This window comes from Lentzea sp. DG1S-22 (genome assembly GCF_036321065.1).
Taxonomy (GTDB): domain Bacteria; phylum Actinomycetota; class Actinomycetes; order Mycobacteriales; family Pseudonocardiaceae; genus Lentzea; species Lentzea jiangxiensis.
This window is the reverse complement of sequence record NZ_CP143276.1, coordinates 8,036,992-8,056,176: the sequence shown is the minus strand read 5'-3', so window position 1 is coordinate 8,056,176 and position 19,185 is coordinate 8,036,992. Positions and strand designations below refer to the sequence as shown.

Below are 19,185 nucleotides of genomic sequence, written 5' to 3'. Positions count from 1 at the left end.
TGATCTCATGAACCGCCTGCGGTGGCCCCAGAAGCTCGCGATCGGCACCGGCGCGCTGCTGGTGCTCTGGGGCCTGGCCGGGTTCGCCGTCACCGGCTTCTCGAACTTCGCGGGTGAGGCGAACACCTGGGTCCTGGGCCTGCGCGTGAACCCGTTGCAGAACGTCCTCCACCTGGTGTCCGGCGCCGCCCTGCTGTTCGCGTTCCCGAGGCTCAAGGCGTTGAGCAGCACCGCGCTCCTCGTGGCGGTGCTGTACCTGGTGCTGTTCGGGTTCGGCATGGCCCGCTACGACGAGCAGGTCGTGAACTTCCTGAACGTCAACGCCGGCAGCAACGCGCTGCACCTCTTCACCGGCTTCGCCGCACTGGCGGCGGCACAGGGTGCCGTGTGGTGCCGCCAGTGCGACCGGGCGGCCGTCAAGCCTGCTTGAGCAGCCTGTGGACGGCCCGCTCCGGGTCACCCCGCCCGATGACCTCGCCGTGCTCGAACGCCTCGACCAGGCGCGGGTCGACGTAGGACTTCCTGACCACGGCCGCCGTGTTGCCCAGTTGCTCGGAGACCCCCTTCATCACGGAGCTGACGGCCCGCTGCGACGGCCTGCCCCGCTCGGCCAGCACCGCGGCGAAGGCCTGGGCGGCGAACACCGTGGCACGCCAGGTGCGGAGGTCCTTCACGCTGAACTCGTCGCCGACCAGCTCCCGGAAGCGCTCGTTGAGGTCGTCGGCGGTGATGTCGAAGACGCGGCAGTCCGGCGTCTTGCCCCGCAGCAGCGACCTGAGCGCCCTCGCGAGCTCGGGGTCGGTGATCTCCTCGTCGACCTGGACGCCGGACTTGGCCGGGAAGTGGAAGTGGATCCGGCTGCCCCGGACGCTCACGTGCTCGCAGAGCAGGGTGGCGACGCCGTGGGTGCCGTTCTCGTCCACGTACTGCTCGTGGCCCACGCGGAAGATGCCGAGGTCGAGCATCCGCAGCGCGATGGCGAGCAACCGCAGCCGCCCGCGCGTCTTCATGTCCCGCGCGATCTGCTCGCGGAACCCCTTCAGCTTCGGCGCGAGCTCGAGGACGCGGTCGAACTTCTCCGCGTCGCGCTCGACGCGCCACTGCTCGTGGTAGAGGTACTGGCGGCGTCCGGCGTCGTCGTAGCCGACGGCCTGGATGTGCCCCCTCGGGTGCGGGCAGATCCACACCTCCCGCCACGCAGGTGGGATGACCAGGGCTTTCACCCGTGCGACGTCCTCGGGGGCCAGAGGCTGACCCTGCGCGTCGAGGTAGCGGAAACCCTTGCCCTGACGGCGGCGGGTCCAGCCCTGCCCCGCCGGGTCGCTGCGGCGCAGTCTCATGTGGTCACTCCGAGGTTGATCAGCACGAGACGCGGGTACCCGCTCGCCGATGAATCACTACACGGTCGGCGTGGAACAGGAGTTCCTCCTCGTCGATCCCGAGTCGCGGCGTCCGGTGGCGCTGGCACCGCGGGTGCGGGAGATCTCCCGCGCGCCCGGTGACCTGGACGTCCAGGGTGAGCTGACGCCGTTCCAGATCGAGGTGGCCACCGGGGTCACGTCCACGTTCGAGGAGCTCGACGAGCAGGTGCGGCAGGGCAGGCGGGCGCTGGTCGACGCCGCCGACGCCGCGGGCTGCCGGCTCGTGGCGACGGGCATGCCGCCGATCGGCGAAGCCGGGCCCCCTCCCGGATCGGATGACCCCCGCTATCACCGGATCGAGTACTCCCACCGCCGTCTCGTGGCCGGCACAGGCGCGTGCGGACTGCACGTGCACGTCGGTGTCCCGTCGAAGGGCGAAGCCCTTGCGGCGTCGAACAAGCTGCGCCCGTGGCTGCCGACGTTGCTCGCGCTGAGCGCGAACTCCCCGTACTACCTCGGCGAGGACACCGGGTACGCGAGCTGGCGGTCGATGGTGTGGTCGCGGTGGCCGGTGAGCGGGCCACCGCCGCACTGGGACGGGCCCGAGCACTACGACCGGACCGTCCAGGCGTTGATCAACTCGGAAGCGCTGATGGACAGGGCGATGGTGTACTGGGACGTCCGGCCGTCCGCGGAGCACCCGACGGTCGAGGTGCGCGTCGCCGACATCCCCCAGCTGGCGACGGAGGTCTCGGTCTTCGCGGAGCTGGTCCGCGCCCTCGTCGTGACGGAACCCTCCGAACGGGGGGTGGACGATTCCGTGCTGCGGGCGGCATGTTGGCGGGCGTCGCGCGACGGGGTCGACGGACTGGCCGCCGATCCGCGCACCGGCAAGCTCTCCCCCGCGTTCGACCGGGCGGTGTCACTCGTCGAGCACGTCGGGGTCGCGCTGCGCGACCGAGGCACTCTGTCTACTGTGGAGCGGCAAATCGACTGGCTGCGCCACAACGGCTGCGGTGCCGCTCGGCAACGGCGCTGCCCGGACCCCGAGTCCCTTGTGGACCTGCTGATCGCCCGAACGCGTGAGGAAACCTGATGCGCCTGCCCGCTCCCCGCGGCCACATGAGCTCCGCCCTCATCGCCGAGCTGCGGCGGCCACCCCTGCCCCGGCCCGCGCTGCTCGTCAGCGGCGGCACCAGGGACGCGTGGGCGGACGACGACCTGCAGCTCTCGCTGTGGGTCTGCTACGAGCTGCGGACGCGCGGCTTCGACGACGTCGCCGCGGGCTGGGAGGACCACCCCGCGCTCGCCCAGTTCCACGCGGCGCTGGAGCAGCGCTGGGAGTCGGCGCTGCGCGCGCTGACCGGGACGACCACCCCCGCCGCCCTGACCGACGAGGGCCGCGCGGAGCTGCGCCGGCACCACGCGTTCTGGCGGCCGCGCCGCGAGATGCGCTCGGTGCTGCGCGACATCCAGGGCGACGCCTACGGCACCCGTTCCGAACGCACCCGTTCGGTGCTGTTCACGGTGACGCTGCGCGACGTCGCGCCGTCCACCGGCGTCGACGAGATGCCCGCCCCCACCCTCGCCCTGGTGAACGCCCTGTCGCTGTTCGGCCTGCACCAGCGCCTGGTCGGAGCCCTGGTCGGCTTCCTGACCGCGGTCGACACCATCGGCGGCGACCCGTTCGCGCAGCTGCTGCCCGTGCAGTGGCCGCCGGAGGACGTGCGCCTCGGCTTCACCGTCTGCCACGAACTGCACGCCCGGCTCACGCAGCACGTCCACGCGTCCGTGCAGGCAGGCCGCCCCTCGCTGAGGGGGCGTTGGTCGCTCTCGCCGGGCCGCGTTGTTAACGTGGGGTGCTGAAGCTTTTGAAGGGAGACAGCGTGCCCGACCCCACCGCTCTGGCCACCGTGGTCGCCGACCGGACCACTCAGGACGTCGTCGTGCTGCACGTCTCGGGCGAGCTCGACACCACGTCCAGCAGCGAACTCACCGGCCCGCTCGACAACCACGTGGTGGCGGGCGCGCGAGCCGTCGTCGTGGACCTCGGCGGCGTCCGCTTCCTCGGCTCCGCGGGCCTCGAGGCCCTCGTCCTGGGACAGCAGCGCGCGACGAAGACCGGCGTCGAGTTCGTCGTGGTGGCGTCGTCGCGCGCCGCGCTGCGCCCGATCGAGGCGACCGGGCTCGACTCGGTGTTCACGATCGTCGGCTCGGTGGACGAGGCGCTCGCGCGCTACGCCGGCTGACGCTACGGTTCCCGCCCCACCACCCGCACGATGCTCTCGGCGTCCTCCCCGGCGGTGCTGATCCGCACCCCGGGGAACGCCTTCGCGTACTCGACCGCCACCACCCTGGCCGCCGCCTCGGACAGCGGTGACCCCGGGTCGCTGACGTTGACGACCACCGGGGCCGCGGACCGTTCGAGCGCCGGCAGGTGAGCCTGCAGGGCCCGGGCGAGTCCCGCGACCTTCGCCTCGAACGTCTCCGGCGCGAGACCCGCGGTGTTGATCAGCACGTCCAGCTCGTCCGGCTCCCCCGCCACCGGCTCACCGGGGGCGGCGTCGAGCGGCGCGAGCCGGACCGTGTGGCCGGCCTGCTCCAGCAGACCGGCCAGCCCGCCGGGGTCCGCACCGGCGATCAGCACAGAAGCCATGCCTCCACGCTAATCCCGGCCGATGTCCTCGTACCAGAGCTCGGGGCGTTCGGCGATGAACGTCGTCATCAGCTCGATCAGCGCGGGGTCCTCGACGACGGTGATGCCCACGCCGTGCTCGGCGAGCCAGTCGTGACCGCCGTGGAACGTCGTGGCCTCGCCGATCAGCACGTTCGAGATGCCGAACTGGCGGACCAGGCCGCTGCAGTACCAGCACGGCGACAGGGTGGTGACCATGGTCGTGCCGCGGTAGCCGCGCTGGCGCCCGGCGTTGCGGAAGGCCGAGGTCTCCGCGTGCATGGAGGCGTCGCCGTCCTGCACGCGGCGGTTGCGGCCCCGGCCCAGCAGACGGCCGTCGCCGTCGAAGAGCGCCGCGCCGATGGGAACACCGCCCTCGGCGAGTCCCGTCCGCGCCTCTTCGACGGCGACGGCCAGCATGTCCTCAGCGGAAGTCATGCGACCCAAGCTACTTCGTCCTGACCGACTCCACCGTCATCGACGTGCCGCTCCGGCGGCTCCACCGGTGCGGGAAGCCGCACCCCGGTCGGCGTGACCTTTGTGGACACTCCTGCTCCCGGCCGTGCCGATGGCGCACGTCGTCGCGGTGCCGGGGAGGGGCCACCCGTCCAGCGCCGCGCGGACCTCGTCCAGCCGGCTCACTTCGGTGGCAGCGCTTCCACGAACTCGCGGCACCGCCCGACCCACTCCTCCAGCGCCTCGTCCTCCGCCACCGCCTCCCCGTCCACGACCACCCAGCCGTTCATCGGCCGTCCGGTGAAGTCGAAGACGCGGGCACCCGGCTGCGCCAGCGCGTCGGCCTGCGCCTCCGGTCCGACGCGCGCGATCAGGTCGGAACCCAGGGCTCCGACCAGCATGTTCCCGCGCCACAGGAACACGAGGCTGCCGAACATCTTCCTGGTGCTCAGGTCCGGGAGGTCGCCCAGCGACTCCCCCAGGCGGTGGGCCAGGCCCTCGTCGTACGCCATGCGCTGAATACTGTCTCAGCGAGTTGCCAGGCGCCTCTCAGTTTCGTGTGGCTTCATGGACGTACAGGACACAAGGAGGCCCTCTTGTTCGGCTTGGTCGGCTGGATCCTCGGTTGGCTGCTGACGCTGTTCATCCTCGTGATGATCGGCCGGATGATCGTCGACTGGGCGGTCACGCTGCAGGCGCGGGGTGACTGGGTGTGGAAGGTGCGTCGCGTGACGCACGGCGTCACCGAGCCCGTGCTCTCACCGGTGCGCAAGGTGCTGCCGCCCGTGCGGTTCGGCGGGTTCGGGCTGGACCTGGCGTTCACGGTGGTGTTCATCGCGGCGCTGATCCTCAGGTCGGTCGTGTGGTGAGGACGCCGGGGTTGAGCACTCCGACGGGGTCGAGCGCGGCCTTCGCACCGGACAGGGCCGCGCCGAAGGCGTCCGGGCGCTGACGGGTGCACCAGGGCAGGTGGTCGCGGCCCACGGCGTGGTGGTGCGTGATCGTGCCGCCCGCGCCCAGCAACGCCTCGGACACCGCGGCCTTGATCTCGTCCCACTGCGCGGTGAGGCTGCCCCAGCGGCCGGGCGCGTAGACGCCGTAGTACCACGTGGGACCGCTTCCCCGGACTGCACGCGTCCGTCGTCGCGGAGGCCACCGAGGTGTTGCGGGAGGTGTGCGGCGCCGGCATCGTCACGTGCCGCTTCACGCACGTCTACCCGGACGGCTCCGCGCCGTCGAGCGAGGCGGGATCCGGTGGCGCGTGGAACGTCAGGTCCGCGTCCGGCAGCACCGCCCGGATCCGCTCGGCCAGCGCGCGGCGTTCCTCCGGCGTGACGGCGTCCTCGACGGTGCCCAGCCCCACCACGACCTCGTTGTCATGGCGAGCAACCACAAGCGAAACGCCGACGTTCTGGAACGACCTGAGTACAACTACTCCTGGCCCCCGCGGCGACCACGCCGCTACCGTCGGGGCCATGAAGGCATGGGGGGCCGTTCTTCTGCTGACCGCGGTGCTCGGCGTGACGGCGTTCGTCGTCACCCGTCCCGACGGCAACAGCACCACCGACGAGAAAGCCAGGAAGGTCGCCGAACGCATCGGCTACCCGGTGGGCGCCGACGCGAACGCCTACGCCCGCGCGGCGCTGGAGGGCAACGGCGACCCGAAGTACTTCGCCGTCCTGGAGATCACCGGCAGCCCCACGAGCGACGGCACGAAGGTCCGCGCCAGCCTGCTGTTCCGCGTCTTCGACCCCGGCACCTCCGAGTCCCACCAGCCCTGGCGGCTCTGGGAGGAGGACCCCGTGACGGCGTGCTACCGAGCCGACTTCACCTACCACGGCGTCACCGAAGGCGGCCCCGAGCGCGTCCACTGCCCCGCCGGCGCGCAGCCGATCGTCCCGCCACCGGCGCAGAAGACCGGCGTGCCACCCGCTTACCCGGACGCCCTCAAGACGATCCTCACCGAGCTACCGGCCGCACCGACGCAGGACGAGGTGCTCGCGGCGTTGCGCGCGAAGCTCCCGCCCGTGCCGGTGGACGAGCAGACCGGGCTCCCCTGGGTCACCCCGCACCTCGACGCGTTCGTCCGGGACGGCAACGTCGGCGTCATCGCGAAGGGCGGCGGCTCGTGCCTCGCGGGCGTGCGCCTAGCGGACGGAACGGTCGCCGCCTGGTACCCGCCGCGCGTGCAGACGCAGCCCGGCGAGCTGGGGTGTTCGGGTGCCAGCGCGCTGGCGCTGCACAAGACGCCGCCGCCGAAGTGACGGAGGCCTAACCGGCCCCGAAGCACACGAATCCCACAGCCGCCGCATAAGCGGCATCGTCCGCGGCAGCCCGCTGCACCGCGGCCAACGCCTCGGCCGGAGCCGTCCCCGCCGCCAGCTTCCGGTGCAGCTCCACCATCACCGGCGCGGTCCCGTCGGTCGGCACGGGGACGACCGGGGCGATCAGCGTCCGCGTGCCCAGCCCGAGCAGCGCCGCCGTGAAGCCCATCAGCTCGTCGCCGGGCCGGACGGCGGACTGCCCCGTGTCGCAGGCCGACAGCACCACCCTGGTCGGCGGGCGGCGCAGCCGCTCGATGTCGTAGACGGTCAACGGGCCGTCGGCCAGTTCCAGAGCCGAGAACAACGGGTTGTCGACGCGGAACGAGCCGTGCGCGGCGATGTGCGCCAAGGCGGCACCGTCCATTGCGGACGACACCGCGCCGACGGTCGCCCCGGACTCCACCAGGACGCGGCCCGGCACGTGCTCGCTGATGGCCCTGATCTCGGCCGGCGCGGCGGCCACGCGCGGGCCGGCGGCGAGCACGGCCTCGCCCGGGGCGTCCGCCACGGAGCACGCGCGCAGCCACACCGACGCGGACGGCGCGACGGTCACCTGCCGGTTCAGGACGGCCCACGGCAGGCCGTTCAGGGCACCGGCCGGCACGACCACCAGGGGCCGCCCGTCGATCCGCCGCGCCAGCGGGTCGAGCAGCCGCCGCGCCAGCAGGGAGGCGGCGTGGGAGGCCGACGAGCGGGCCACCGCCAGGTTCGGCAGCGCGGGGGGCAGCGTCACCAGCCTGTGCAGGGCGAAGCGCAGCAACCGGATCTCGCGCACCACCTCCTCCACCGGCCCCAGCGGGTGCAGCGAGGCGCGACCGCCGGCGAGCACCACGGCCATCAGCTCACCGTCGTACTCCACGAACTCGATCAGCGCCGACGACCCGAGAGCCGATCCCAGTGCCGCGACCGACGGCGGTTTGAAGACCGACACCTCACCGGACATCTGCCGGGTCAGGTCGCGCACGCGCTGCTCGGCCCGCACGAGCTGACCGCGCAACGACCCCGCGGGCTTCCCTGCCAGCACGGCGGACTCGACGTCGGCGGACACCGCGCGCAACGACGCCAGCGCGTCCTCCAGGCGCGGGTCGTCGGGCGGCGACACGGACTTCATCCGCAGCGCGCCGGCGCGCCAGCTCTCGGTCCACGACAGCACCCGAGCCGCGTTGCCGGAGGCGACGGCCAGCCGCAGGCCCTCCAGCGCCAGCGCCTGGCCCTGCACGCCCGTCGACGCGCGCAGCTCGGCGGCGCCCAGCGACACCCGGTACTCGTCGAGCAGCCCGATGCCCCGCCGCAGAGCCGACGAGGTGCCCCTGATGTCGCCGGAAAGCTTGCGCCGCAACGCTTCCGCGTACCAGCCGCGCACCCGCAGCCCGGCCGGGCCGCGCCGGCGCGCCGCAGCGGCCGCGGACAGCTCGGCGACGGCGCGGGCGCGGTGGCCGAGGTCGGCGGCGACCAGACCGGCGTCGATGCGCGCTTCCAGAGCGGGCAGCCGCCAGTCCACCGCGTCCAGCTCGGCCGCCACCCGCGACAACGCGAGCCGCAGCGGACGTGAGCGGTCACCGCGCAGCACCGCCGCGTGCAGTTCGAGGTAACGGGCGCCGGCCGCCCACAGCAGGCGCTGCTCGCGGCGGAACCGGCGGCGCGCCTCGGCGGCGAAGGAGTTGGCCGCGTCGGGATCGTCGTCCAGCAACGCGATGCGGGCGCGGAAGTACAACGCCTCCGAGACGCCCAGCGGGTTCTTCAACGCCTTCAGCTCGGTGATCGCGCGGTCGGCGGCGGCACGGGCCTCGTCGAGCAGCGGCACCGAGACGAGCAGCTCCAGGCGGTTGACCAGGAGCACCGGGCGCACCACGTCGAGGCGGCGGTAGACCCCCTCGGCCCGGTCGAACAGCGACAGCGCGGCCGGGACGTCACCACCCCGCGTCGCCATGATGCCGGCGTTCCAGTTGACGTCGGCGACGCCGAGCTCCTGCCCCAGCTCCCCCAGCAACGAGGCGGCCAGGGCGAAGTCGGCCGACGCCTCACGCATGTTCCCCACGTATGCGCGCACGAGGCCGCGGTTGTTGAGAGCGCGCGCTTCGACGAGCTGGTCGCCCACGCGCCGCGCGCCGGCGATGGCCGCCGTGTAGTCGCGCTGCGCGTCGTCGTACCGGGTGAGGTAGTGGAACACGACTCCGCGCTGCATCAACGCCGCCACCGAGTCGGCACCGGTCAGCGACGGCATGGCGTCGTCCAGCAACCGCAGCGCCTGCTTCTGCTTGCCCGTGTAGGCGAGCACCCACGCGAGGCTCATCTGCGCCAGGGCGGACAACCGGGGCAGCGAAGCCTCGGTGGCGATCCTGATCGAACGGCGCAGGTGCCTCACCGCCGCGGGGAAGTCGTGCATCTCCCGCAGCGCGAGGCCGATGGCGCGCTCGGCGATCGCCCGCTCCGAGCGGTCGGTGGTCGCACGGAGGACAGCGCGGGCCATCTCCACGGCCTCGCGCGGGTTGCGCTGCCTGGCCTCCAGCGCGTCCTCCGCACAAAAGTCGGTCACGGCGACACTTTATCCGTTGTGGTAGCTTGATCAAGCTCGGTCGGGGTGCCCGTCAACGCTGCTTTAGTGAGGCCGTGGTGTCGAAATCGCCAGAAAGCGCGGAGCTTTACCAAAGAGCTTTCCTGCAGCTCATCGCCGAGGACAAGAACATCAGCTTCCACGCCGAACGCGGGCGTGAATTCCTTTATCGACCCGGCCAGCTGCTCGTCGCGGCGGAGGACCAACAACGCGTCGCGGAAAAGCTCCGGGAAAACAACATCATCGCGCGGCCGGGCGAGGGATTCGCCGGATTGGCGCGATTGACGCTGCCGGACAACGCCGAGGACGTCCCCCGGATCGTGCGCCTCCTGCGCGACCCGAGGACGTGGCCGAACGAGCGCGTGCCGCTCGTGCAGCCGCACCACGTGGTCGTCGGTCACGGCGGTCTCGTCATGGGCAACCCCGGCGACCGCCCGCACCCGGCCGACCCGGTCTCCGCGCCGAAGTCCGACGAGCGCCTCAAGAACGTCCGCGTCGGCATCGTCGACACCGGCATCTCCTCCGGCGCCGACAGCGACCACTCCGACTGGTTCGGCGGCCGCTACACCAAGGAGACCGACGACGTGGACGCCGCCTACAGCAGCGGTGACCACTTCGCGCTCCAGGGCGGCCACGGCACGTTCGTCGCGGGCGTCATCCAGAACGCGGCCCCCGGCGTCACGTTCGACCCCGAGGCCGGCCTCGACCCGAACGGCTTCGGCGACGAGGAACGCGTCTGCGCCAAGATCACCGAGCTGGGCCGGAAGAAGATCAACCTCCTGAACCTGTCCCTCGGCTGCTTCACCCAGGACGACCTGGCCTCCGAACCGCTGCGGCGCACCATCGAGGCGCTGCCGGACGACGTCGTCGTGGTGGCCTCCGCCGGCAACCAGGGCACGCAGCGCCCGAGCTGGCCCGCCGCGCTGTGCGGGGTCACCGCCGTCGCCGCCGCCCAGCAGGAGCGGGACGGCTCGCTCGCCCCCGCCTCCTACTCGAACTTCGGCCACTGGGTCGACGCGTGCGCGATCGGCAACCGCGCCTCCACCTACCTCAAGGGCGAGTGGCAGCTGCCGGGCGAGGCCTCCGCGACGCCGTTCGCGCTGTGGGCGTACTGGTACGGCACGTCGTTCGCCGCCCCGCTGGTCACCGGCAGGATCGCCGCCACGATGGTGGCGGACGGCGTCACAGCAGCTCAGGCACGTGACAAACTGTTGAGCGGGCCGGAGTTCCACTCCGGCTACGGAGTTCTTGTCGAATAGTTGTATCTGGGGAGCGACCTCGGCCTCCGCAAGTTGTGACCGCAAGGAGTCGACGTGACCTCTGCCTCCCCGATCGCCGCGCTCGTGAGCGCGGCGGCCGCGGGCGACCAGTCTGCGTGGAACGAGATCGTGGACCGCTACACGCCGCTGGTGGTGTCGGTGATCTACAAGCACCGGCTGCGCCCGTCGGACGCGGCCGACGTGAACCAGACGCTGTGGCTCCGGCTCGTGGAGCAGATCGGCCGCCTGCGCGAGCCGGAGGCGTTGCCCGGCTGGATCATGACGACCACCCGCAACGAGTGCCTGCGCGTGCTGCGCGTGCAGCAGCGGACGCACCTGTACGACCCCCTGTCCGAATCGGACGCGCTGGAGTCGGAACAGGTGGACGCGGACGTGGAGGCCGACCTGCTGGCCGTGGAGCGGCGGCAGGCGTTGCGGGACGGGTTCGCCGAGCTCACGGACCAGTGCAAGCGGTTGCTGACGAAGCTGATGACCGATCCGCCGCCGAGCTACCAGGTCGTGAGCGAAGAGCTCGCGATGCCGGTCGGCAGCATCGGCCCGACGCGGATCCGGTGCCTCGAGAAGCTCCGCAAGACCCCGGCGGTCTCGGCGTTCCTGGGCTCGCCGCAGAGGAAGTCGTCAACGAGAGGAGGTGTGCTGGGTGCGGCACGACTGGGACAGTGACGAAGTACTGCTCGACGCCTTGCGCGACGCGTTGAGCACACCTCCCGACGAAGTACCGCCGGAGTTCGTCGAGGCCGCGAAGGCGGCGTTCACCTGGCGGACCGTCGACGAGGAGCTGCTGCTCATCACGTCGTACGACTCGGTGCTGGACGACACGCTGTTCTCCCGTGCCCGGGCGACGGCGACGGCGCGCCAGCTCGTGTTCGACGCGGACGGGGTGATGCTGCAGGTCGAGGTGTCGGCGGCGGGGGTCACCGGCCAGCTGATGCCGGCCTCCGGGTCGGTCACGCTCGTGACGCCGAACGGCGACCACGAGACCGCAGCGGTCGACGAACTGGGGATGTTCGTGATGGGAGCGGCACCGCGGGGCCCGGTCAGGTTCCGGTTCACCGGCGGCTGCACCGATTGGTTCATCCTCTGACTCACCTCCGTGCGATGGCGGAATTCGCTCGTTCGGCCCACATCCGCGGCCAGTAGGGTTGTCGGGCCCGGAATTCGCATCCCGAGAGGTGTCGCTGTGGTCGATCGAGTCAGCTGGGTTCCGGAAGGTGTCAACGTCGACGTTCCGAGCTCCGCCCGGATCTACGACTACCTGCTCGGCGGCGGGCACAACTTCGAGGCCGACCGGGCGACGGCGGAAGAGCTGATCACAGTGCTGCCGGTGCGGGGAATGGCGCGGCTCAACCGCGCCTACCTGCGCCGTGCCGTCCTCGAACTGGCGGACCTCGGCATCCGCCAGTTCCTCGACCTCGGTTCGGGCATCCCGACGGTCGGCAACGTGCACGAGGTGGCGCACGAGGTCGCCCCGGACGCGAAGGTCGTGTACGTCGACTTCGAACCGGTCGCGATCACGCACGCCGAGCTGATGCTCGCCGACGAGCCGAACGTGACGGCGCTGCTGGCCGACCTGCGCGAGCCGGAGAAGGTCGTCGCGCAGGCGCGGGAGCACCTCGACTTCTCGCAGCCGGTCGGCCTGCTGGTCGTGGGCGTCCTGCAGTTCATCCCCGACTCGGACGACCCGTGGGGCGTGCTCTCCCGGTACGTCGACTCGCTCGCCTCCGGTTCCTACCTGGCGCTGTCGCACTTCACCGCGGACAGCATGCCGGCGGCGATGGCGGCAGGCAGGGAGATCTTCGCCAAGACCGCGGAGCCGATCACCCCGCGCACCAGGGCGCAGGTGGCCGACATGCTGGCGGGCACGGAGATCGTCGAACCCGGCATCGTGTTCACGCCCGAGTGGCGGCCCGAGACGCCCGAGGACGTCGGCGCGGAGCCGTCGAAGGCCAACCTCTACGCAGCGGTGGGTCGCAAGCCCTGATGTCCGCCGAGCCCGTCGCACAGCGCTGGGCGGCCGTTCTGATCGAGAGCGCGTACTCGCCGATGTCGCGGCGGGAGCTGACGCAGCGCCTCGAGGAACACGCCGCCCGGCTGCGTGCCGGGCAGGCGGCGGTCGCCGTCGGCGAGTGGCTGGTGCGCAAGCGCTTCACCGGCCCGGACTCGTTGCGGCGCACGCTCGAGGTGCTCGGGCCGGAGTTCCCGCCCGAGGTGCTGGGCGCGCTGGCGTCGGGGTACGTGCGGGCGACGCGCGACCAGTTGTTCGCCGAACAGGAGAAGGTCAAGAACTCGCTGCTGAAGGCCGTCGAGGACGCGCAGCGCGAGCTGCACGACAGCGAGGCCCGCTTCGCCCAGGTCTTCGCCACCACCGCGGTCGGCATCGCGATCTTCGACCTGGACGGCGCGGTGGTGGAGGCCAACGAGGCCCTGGCGGCGATCCTCGGCCACGAGGAGATGCCCAAGGAGCTGTTCACCGAGGCGGACGCGGCCGCGCTCGCCGCCGCCGCGCGGCGGATGGTCGAGTCCTCTGTGGACACCGACCGGCGCGAGTGGGAGCTCACGCGCGACAACGGCGACACGGTGTGGGCGGACGTCGTGCTGTCGGTGCTGCGCGGCTCGGACGGGCTGCCCAAGTTCCACGTCGCGCTGGTCGAGGACGTGACCGAGCAGCGGATGCTGCAGGAGTGGCTGCGGCACCAGTCCCTCACCGACCTGCTGACCGGCCTGCCGAACCGCGCGTCGTTCACCGACAAGCTGGAGTCCGCACTCGCGACGGGCGAGCCGCACACGCTGGCGTACCTCGACGTCGACAGCCTGACGATCGTCAACGACGGCCTCGGCTACGCGGCGGGCGACGCCGTGCTCGCCGAGGTGGCGCGCCGCCTGCGGCTCGTGCTGCCGGACGCCGTGGTGGCCAGGGTCGGCGGTGACGAGTTCGTGGTGCTGATCCACGGCTCCCCCGACGTGGCGGCGCTGGCGGCGCTGATCGACGAGGAGCTGTCCGAGCCGGTCTACCTCCAGGGCGCGGGCGTGGCGGTGTCGACGTCGATCGGTTTCGTGCACACCTCGGGTCCCGGCGCGGACCCGACGGTCGTGCTGCGGCGCGCGCACTCGACCCTGCGCAGGGCCGAGGCCGGCGGCAAGAGGCAGTGGGGCCTCTACGACCACGAGGCCGACGCCGCCGACCGCACCCGATTCGCGCGGATCGCCTCGATGCCCGGCGCCTTCGAGAACGGCGCGATCTTCGTCGAGTACGCGCCGGTGTCGTGGATCTCGGGAGGACAGGCCTTCCAGGAGGCCTCGCTGCGGTGGGGCGACACCCGGCACGACGACGTGGTGGCCTACGCCGACGCCCTGGGTCTCGCGTCCAAGGCGGGAACCCTGCTGCTGCGGGACGCCTGCTCGCGCGGCGAGCCGGTGCTGATCAGGCTGTCGCGGGACCAGTCCCGCGACCCGGACCTCGCGGCCCACGTGCGCGCGGCGCTGCGGGACTGCGCCTTCCCCGCCTCGTCGCTGTTCCTGGCGCTGGACGTCCGCGCGATGCCCGACGGCGAGGAGAACCTCGACGTGCTGCACGACATGGGCGTGCACGTCCTGCTGCACGAGTTCGGCGGTGGTTTCGCCGGGTTGTCCACTGTGGACCGCAGTCCGGTCTGGGGCGTCCGGCTGGCGCGTGCGCCGTCGGAACGGCTGGCGCGGCAGGGGCTCGCGCTGGTGGTGCCGCTGGTGCGGTCGGCCGGCGTGCACGTGATCGGCGGGCCGGGCGATCCGGACGAGCTGCGGGCGCTCGGGGTGGACCTCGTCGTGTCGCGGTGAGCGGCCGTGGCCGTCAGGAGACCACGGCCACCCACCGGCTGGTCAGGCGGCGTCCTCGTACGTCGTCGCCTTGACCGTCACGAGCGTGCGGAAGTTGGCCTCGACCTCGGCCTTCTCCCTGGTGTTCGGGTTGGGGTTCTTGCACGACGTGCCGGCGCTGGCGCCGGACATCAGGTCGGTGCACAGCCCCGTCCTGCGGTCGGGCAGACCGAGCAGGTGGCCGAACTCGTGGGACGAGATGCGCACGGTGTCGTGGCCCTCGTTGACCGCCTGGCGGCCCATGACCCACCGGCCGCGACCGAGGCTGGTCACGTAGGCGCGGGGCCACTGGTTGTCCACGCTGACGGTGACGTTCGCCGCGCCGGTCACCTTCCGGAACTGCACGTTCACCACGCTGGCGTTCCAGATCTGGGCGCCCTTGTCGATCGCCGCCTGGAACTCGCCGGTGTTGCTCGAGTTGTAGGTGACGATGCGGGGCGCGGCCTCCGCGGTGCCGATGAGGCCGACCGAGAGGCCGACGACACTGGCCGCCACGGCAATTGTTTTGCGCAGGGACACAGGAATCTCCTCGCAATGCAGGGTAATTGCACCCCGACTGTATCGCCGAGGCGTTGGCGCACAAGAAGAGTCAAGTGTGAAGCGGCGCTGGCACGATCAAGTGCGTTCGTAGGTGATCGCCACGTCCACGCACGTGACCTGCGGCGCGGCGAGCGGAAACGCCCCCTACCACCGGACTCCCCCGCCTTTTCCGCCTCGGCCAGGGCGCCGCCGAACGGGCGGATAACTGTTCACACGCGGTTCGCCCTGATGGACCGGAAGGCCGAACGCGGAAGGGCCGGTGCCGAAGTCGGCACCGGCCCCGATTTCCGCGGGAGCGGAGTTCTAGGCGAACGAAGGCTGGCGCAGCGCGTGCTCCACCAACGCGATGAGGATCTGCTTCGTCGACTGACGGTTCCTCGCGTCGCAGGGGATTATCGGCACCGACGACGAGATCGTCAGCGCGTCGCGGATCTCCTCGGCCCGGTGGTGCATCAGCCCGTCGAAGCAGTTCACCGCGATCACGTACGGCAGGTCGCGGTCCTCGAAGAAGTCGATGGGCGCGAACGCGTCGTCGATGCGGCGGGTGTCGACCATGACCACGGCGCCGATCGCGCCGCGGACGAGGTCGTCCCACATGAACCAGAACCGGTGCTGTCCCGGCGTGCCGAACAGGTACAGGATCAGGTCCCTGTCCAGCGACACCCGGCCGAAGTCCATGGCCACCGTGGTGGTCACCTTGTCCGGCACCGCGGACAGGTCGTCGATCCCGACCGACGCCTGGGTCATCACGGCCTCGGTGGTCAACGGGGTGATCTCGGAGACCGATCCGACGAAGGTCGTCTTGCCGACGCCGAAACCGCCCGCGACGACGATCTTCGCCGACGTCACGTCCAGGCCGGCCCCAGGTGACCCCGGACGACCCGGAGCACCGTTGCTCATGGGGAACTTCTTTCTACTTTGGACACTCAGGCCCGCATGGACACGTGCAGCTGGGCGCGGATCTCCGGCGTCAGCTGCAGACCGACGCGCTCCACCAGGCGGGTCATCGCGTAACCGATGAGCCCGATGTCGCAGTTGGGGGCGGCGAGCACGGCGAGGCACGACCCGTCGCTGATGGACATCAGGAAGAGGTAGCCCCGCTCCATCTCGACGACGGTCTGCTTGACGTCGCCGGCCTCGAAGCAGCGCGCCGCGCCGAGGTTCAGCGAGACCAGGCCGGAGGCCACGGCGGCGAGCTGCTCCGCGCGGTCGTGCGGCAGGCGCTCGGACGAGGCGAGCAGCAGGCCGTCGGCGGAGACGACGATCGCGTGCGCGACACCGGCGACCCTGCTGACGAAGTCCTCGACCAGCCAGCTGAAGTTGTCCAGTTCCTCAGTCGCGGTGGTCACTGGTGTTCCCTTTCTGCGATCACGGGGATGCCTCCGACGGCCGAGTCGAAGAGCGACTCCCGGCCCATCTGGACACCCTTCTGGTACGTGGCGAACCGCTGACGCAGCCGGTCCGCGGACCGGCCGGGGACGGCCGCGGCGGTGGCGAGCTGAGGTGCGGGCGACGACGGCTTGGGCAGCGATCCGGGGACCAGGCGCGCCTTGGGGACGCGCTTGGGCAGACCGTTCTCCGTCGTCTGCGCGGGTGCGCTCTTGTCCAGCGCTCCCGCGGCCTTCCAGCCTTCGTCCGCCGCTCCCCAGTCGGACTCGGCGAAGTCCGCGACCGCACGCGGCACCGCCGTCGGGGCCTCGATCTTCACGGTGTCCGCCGAACGCTGCCGCTTGGGCAGGCCGTTCACGGTGACGGGCTCCGCTTCCTCGCCCTCGGTTCGTTCCGGCGTCGCCGGCGGAACGTCCTTCGCAGGGGGCTCGGGGGCCGCGGGGGTCTGGAACCACCGCGACAGCTCGTCGTGCGAGATCTCCGGTTCGTCCACGATCGCCGGGAAGATCTCGGTGGCCGGCTCGGCCGGGCGCTCGATCGGCGGTTCGTAGGTGTAACCGTCCTCGGCGGCCTCTTCCGTCGCCTCGATCCGCGCGGTGAACAGGCCGTCCGCGGACGTCTGCTCGATGCGGTGCCGCCCGGAGTTCTCCTCGGCGGCGGCAGGCCCCGGCACGACGACCGGGTGCTCGGGGGTCCACTTCGGCACACCCGACAAGCCTTCGCCGGTCGACTCGACTCCGGCCGCAGGCGGGGCGGAGGCGGCGGGCAGCGGCAGGGCGGGAGCCGATCCCTTGTGCAGCAACGAGGCCGGCAGGACCACCTGGGCGGTGACACCACCCTCGATGTCGTCGTTGTTCGCGAGCGTCACGCGGATGTCGTGGCGCTTGGCGAGCTGGCCGACCACGTAGAGGCCCATCTCGCGGGCCACGGAGACGTCGACCTCCGGCGGCTCGGCGAGCTTCGCGTTGAACTCGACGACGTCGTTCTCCTGCATGCCGACGCCGCGGTCGTGGATGCGGATGGCGACCTCGCCCTTGCGGGTCTCTATCGTCCGCACCGTGACCTTGGTGGTCGGCTTGGAGAACGCCGTGGCGTTGTCGAGCAGCTCGGCCACGAGGTGCGCGAGGTCGTTGACCACGCGGCCCTGCACCATCAGCTCCGGCGTCGGGGCGATCTGGACGCGCGCGTACTTCTCCACCTCGGACACCGCGGCGCCGAGCACCTCGGCGATCGCGACGGGACGGGTGACGCGGCGGTTGACCGTCGTGCCGGAGAGCACCAGCAGGTTCTCGCTGTTGCGGCGCATCTGCGTCGCGAGGTGGTCGAGCTCGAACAGCGACGCCAGGTGGTCGGGGTCCTGCTCGTCCTGCTCGAGCCGGTCGATCACGCTGATCTGCCGCTCCACCAACGCCTGCGAGCGCCGCGACAGGTTGATGAACATGTCGTTGACGTTCGCGCGCAGGGCCACCTGCTCGACGGCGAGGCGGACCGCTTCGCGCTGCACCAGGTCGAACGCCCGCGCGACCTGACCGACCTCTTCGGTCGTGTTGAGCGGCACGGGGACGATCGCCTCTTCCGCGGCCCGTTCGGGGTCGCGGTGCGAACGGATTCGCTTGATCGCCTCGGGCAGCTGGTTGCGGGCTACGTCCAGCGCGCTGCGGCGCAGGATGCGCAGCGGCCGCAGCATCGACTGGGCGACCATGGCCATGAGGCCGAAGGCGATCAGCAGCGAGATCGCGACCAGCGCGGCGTCGCGCCAGGCGTCGGAGCGCGCCTGGCCGGCCAGCCTCGTGGCGGTGGCGTCGGCCTGGCCCTCGAGGTCGGTCGCAACCTCGCGGATCAGGTTCGCCGTGTCCTGACCGATCTTGAGCACCTCGGCGTCGGTGATGGACACCGGCTTGCGCTCGAAGTCCTGCGCCAGCGCGAGCTTGACGAGCCGGTTGCGACCGTCCACCGACGAACCGGACACGACGTCCTGGAACTTCTGCCGGTTGGTCGCCGACGCGACGTCGTTGAACTCGGCGAACGCGGCGTCCAAACGGGACTGCGCGGCACGCAGCTCGTCCGCCGCACCGGGGGCGAACACCCGGCGCAGCGCGGTGGACGTCAGGATCGAGTTCTGCTGGCCCAGCTGCTCCTGCGCGCTGTAGAGCGCCAGCGCGGCCGTCGCCAGCGGAACGATCTCCGGCTCGCTGAGGCTGGAGATCGCGGCGCGGTGCACCTGCGTCAGCGACGCGATGATCTGGTTGTACGCGCTGATCACCGCGACGTCGGGGTACTTGGTGCTCAGCAACGTCACGCGCAAGCTCGCCAGTCCGTCGAGGGACTGCAACGACTTGGTGAAAGCTTCCTGCAAGGGCGCGCTCAAGGCCGTGGCCGTCGCGCCCGAATCCCGGTACTTGCCCAGTTCCGTGTCCGTGAGACCGGTACGGGCGGCGTGCTCGGGGCACGCGTTCTGCCTGCCCGCGGCAACACACTGCACGGCCCAGTCGCGCTCGACCTGGAGCGCGTTCTCCACCCTCGCGGCCTGGTGGCTCACGGCGAGCTCGCGCTGGACGTTGCCGAAGAGTTCGACGTCGTCGAGCTGGGTGTTCAGCCTCAGGCCCGCGAGAGTCGCGGTGCTCAGGGCCGGAACTAGCAACACCACTGCGAGCTTGCTCCGCAACCGCCAGTTGCGTAGGCGGAACCGGTCGATGCCTCGCTGGTCCTCACGACCGCGCACCGTCAACACTCCCCGCCCCGTTTAATAGCAGCA

General features: G+C 71.4%; 22 protein-coding genes and 1 pseudogene. 11 read left to right on the top strand and 12 right to left on the bottom strand.

Features of this window, described 5'->3' with window-relative positions; all coding sequences use genetic code 11:
* Window positions 1-7 precede the first annotated feature (7 nt).
* Window positions 8-430 carry a DUF4383 domain-containing protein gene (locus tag V1227_RS38365; protein WP_329789988.1) on the top strand — a complete coding sequence of 141 codons (423 nt, stop codon included), beginning with the start codon at window positions 8-10 and terminating at the stop codon, window positions 428-430.
* On the opposite strand, the gene V1227_RS38360 is transcribed toward V1227_RS38365, so the two are convergent.
* A complete protein-coding gene (locus V1227_RS38360; protein WP_329789987.1) occupies window positions 417-1,340 on the bottom strand; it encodes a DNA topoisomerase IB in 924 nt (307 codons plus the stop codon). The genes V1227_RS38365 and V1227_RS38360 overlap by 14 nt on opposite strands.
* Window positions 1,341-1,389: 49 nt before the next feature.
* Between V1227_RS38360 and V1227_RS38355 the strand changes: the two genes are divergently transcribed.
* From V1227_RS38355 to V1227_RS38345, 3 genes are read left to right on the top strand one after another with little or no spacing between them, the layout of a single operon-like run.
* Window positions 1,390-2,457, top strand: a complete 1,068-nt coding sequence (locus tag V1227_RS38355; RefSeq protein ID WP_329789986.1) for a carboxylate-amine ligase — start codon at window positions 1,390-1,392, stop codon at window positions 2,455-2,457.
* Window positions 2,457-3,227, top strand: a complete 771-nt coding sequence (locus V1227_RS38350; protein WP_329789985.1) for a hypothetical protein — start codon at window positions 2,457-2,459, stop codon at window positions 3,225-3,227. Before V1227_RS38355 ends, V1227_RS38350 begins: the two co-directional genes overlap by 1 nt.
* 20 nt (window positions 3,228-3,247) lie before the next feature.
* A complete protein-coding gene (locus V1227_RS38345; protein WP_176959980.1) occupies window positions 3,248-3,610 on the top strand; it encodes an STAS domain-containing protein in 363 nt (120 codons plus the stop codon).
* A 2-nt stretch (window positions 3,611-3,612) separates the two neighbouring features.
* Here the strand turns inward: V1227_RS38345 and V1227_RS38340 are convergent, their stop codons facing one another.
* The 3 genes from V1227_RS38340 to V1227_RS38330 all read right to left on the bottom strand — a co-directional run bounded on the left by V1227_RS38340 (window position 3,613) and on the right by V1227_RS38330 (window position 5,003).
* The gene (locus V1227_RS38340; protein ID WP_329789984.1) at window positions 3,613-4,017 is read right to left on the bottom strand and encodes a hypothetical protein; all 405 of its coding nucleotides are present in this window, start codon (window positions 4,015-4,017) and stop codon (window positions 3,613-3,615) included.
* Window positions 4,018-4,026: 9 nt separating this feature from the next.
* On the bottom strand, window positions 4,027-4,473 hold the full coding sequence (locus tag V1227_RS38335; protein ID WP_236217736.1) for a nucleoside deaminase: 447 nt from the start codon (window positions 4,471-4,473) through the stop codon (window positions 4,027-4,029).
* 200 nt (window positions 4,474-4,673) lie between these two features.
* On the bottom strand, window positions 4,674-5,003 hold the full coding sequence (locus tag V1227_RS38330) for a TfoX/Sxy family protein (protein WP_329789982.1): 330 nt from the start codon (window positions 5,001-5,003) through the stop codon (window positions 4,674-4,676).
* An 84-nt stretch (window positions 5,004-5,087) separates the two neighbouring features.
* Here V1227_RS38330 and V1227_RS38325 point away from each other — a divergent pair, with 84 nt between their 5' ends.
* Complete coding sequence (locus V1227_RS38325) at window positions 5,088-5,360, top strand: YggT family protein (protein ID WP_329789981.1); 273 nt, start codon at window positions 5,088-5,090, stop codon at window positions 5,358-5,360.
* Here the strand turns inward: V1227_RS38325 and V1227_RS38320 are convergent.
* Window positions 5,341-5,586 (bottom strand): annotated as a pseudogene (locus V1227_RS38320) (FAD-linked oxidase C-terminal domain-containing protein); the annotation flags it as partial. The gene V1227_RS38325 and the pseudogene V1227_RS38320 sit on opposite strands and share 20 nt — an antisense overlap.
* Window positions 5,587-5,704: 118 nt before the next feature.
* Window positions 5,705-5,854 (bottom strand): hypothetical protein, encoded by a 150-nt coding sequence (locus V1227_RS38315; protein ID WP_329789980.1) that lies wholly within the window; start codon window positions 5,852-5,854, stop codon window positions 5,705-5,707.
* Window positions 5,855-5,966: 112 nt separating this feature from the next.
* On the opposite strand from V1227_RS38315, the gene V1227_RS38310 reads away from it, so the two are divergent.
* Window positions 5,967-6,755: a hypothetical protein gene (locus tag V1227_RS38310; protein ID WP_329789979.1), complete on the top strand. Its 789-nt coding sequence runs from the start codon at window positions 5,967-5,969 to the stop codon at window positions 6,753-6,755.
* Window positions 6,756-6,762: 7 nt separating this feature from the next.
* Here the strand turns inward: V1227_RS38310 and V1227_RS38305 are convergent, their stop codons facing one another.
* Window positions 6,763-9,351 (bottom strand): CHAT domain-containing protein, encoded by a 2,589-nt coding sequence (locus tag V1227_RS38305; RefSeq protein WP_329789978.1) that lies wholly within the window; start codon window positions 9,349-9,351, stop codon window positions 6,763-6,765.
* A complete protein-coding gene (locus V1227_RS38300) occupies window positions 9,348-9,770 on the bottom strand; it encodes a hypothetical protein (protein ID WP_329789977.1) in 423 nt (140 codons plus the stop codon). Before V1227_RS38300 ends, V1227_RS38305 begins: the two co-directional genes overlap by 4 nt.
* Between V1227_RS38300 and V1227_RS38295 the strand changes: the two genes are divergently transcribed.
* The 5 genes from V1227_RS38295 (at window position 9,756) to V1227_RS38275 (ending at window position 14,462) form a co-directional block, all read left to right on the top strand.
* Window positions 9,756-10,628, top strand: a complete 873-nt coding sequence (locus V1227_RS38295; protein WP_329789976.1) for a S8 family peptidase — start codon at window positions 9,756-9,758, stop codon at window positions 10,626-10,628. The genes V1227_RS38300 and V1227_RS38295 overlap by 15 nt on opposite strands.
* A gap of 54 nt (window positions 10,629-10,682) precedes the next feature.
* Window positions 10,683-11,312, top strand: coding sequence for an RNA polymerase sigma factor (locus V1227_RS38290; protein WP_329789975.1), 630 nt, complete (start codon window positions 10,683-10,685; stop codon window positions 11,310-11,312).
* Window positions 11,290-11,733 carry a hypothetical protein gene (locus V1227_RS38285; protein ID WP_329789974.1) on the top strand — a complete coding sequence of 148 codons (444 nt, stop codon included), beginning with the start codon at window positions 11,290-11,292 and terminating at the stop codon, window positions 11,731-11,733. Before V1227_RS38290 ends, V1227_RS38285 begins: the two co-directional genes overlap by 23 nt.
* 96 nt (window positions 11,734-11,829) lie before the next feature.
* A complete protein-coding gene (locus V1227_RS38280) occupies window positions 11,830-12,630 on the top strand; it encodes an SAM-dependent methyltransferase (RefSeq protein ID WP_329789973.1) in 801 nt (266 codons plus the stop codon).
* The gene (locus V1227_RS38275; protein WP_329789972.1) at window positions 12,630-14,462 is read left to right on the top strand and encodes a diguanylate cyclase domain-containing protein; all 1,833 of its coding nucleotides are present in this window, start codon (window positions 12,630-12,632) and stop codon (window positions 14,460-14,462) included. The genes V1227_RS38280 and V1227_RS38275 overlap by 1 nt, the downstream gene beginning before the upstream one ends.
* A 42-nt stretch (window positions 14,463-14,504) precedes the next feature.
* On the opposite strand, the gene V1227_RS38270 is transcribed toward V1227_RS38275, so the two are convergent.
* The 4 genes from V1227_RS38270 to V1227_RS38255 form a co-directional block, all read right to left on the bottom strand.
* Complete coding sequence (locus V1227_RS38270) at window positions 14,505-15,020, bottom strand: snapalysin family zinc-dependent metalloprotease (protein WP_236220894.1); 516 nt, start codon at window positions 15,018-15,020, stop codon at window positions 14,505-14,507.
* A 324-nt stretch (window positions 15,021-15,344) separates the two neighbouring features.
* The gene (locus V1227_RS38265; protein WP_329789971.1) at window positions 15,345-15,941 is read right to left on the bottom strand and encodes a GTP-binding protein; all 597 of its coding nucleotides are present in this window, start codon (window positions 15,939-15,941) and stop codon (window positions 15,345-15,347) included.
* Between the two features lie 26 nt (window positions 15,942-15,967).
* Window positions 15,968-16,390, bottom strand: a complete 423-nt coding sequence (locus V1227_RS38260) for a roadblock/LC7 domain-containing protein (RefSeq protein WP_090101257.1) — start codon at window positions 16,388-16,390, stop codon at window positions 15,968-15,970.
* Window positions 16,387-19,074, bottom strand: a complete 2,688-nt coding sequence (locus V1227_RS38255; protein WP_329789970.1) for a sensor histidine kinase — start codon at window positions 19,072-19,074, stop codon at window positions 16,387-16,389. The genes V1227_RS38260 and V1227_RS38255 overlap by 4 nt, the downstream gene beginning before the upstream one ends.
* Window positions 19,075-19,185: the final 111 nt, after the last annotated feature.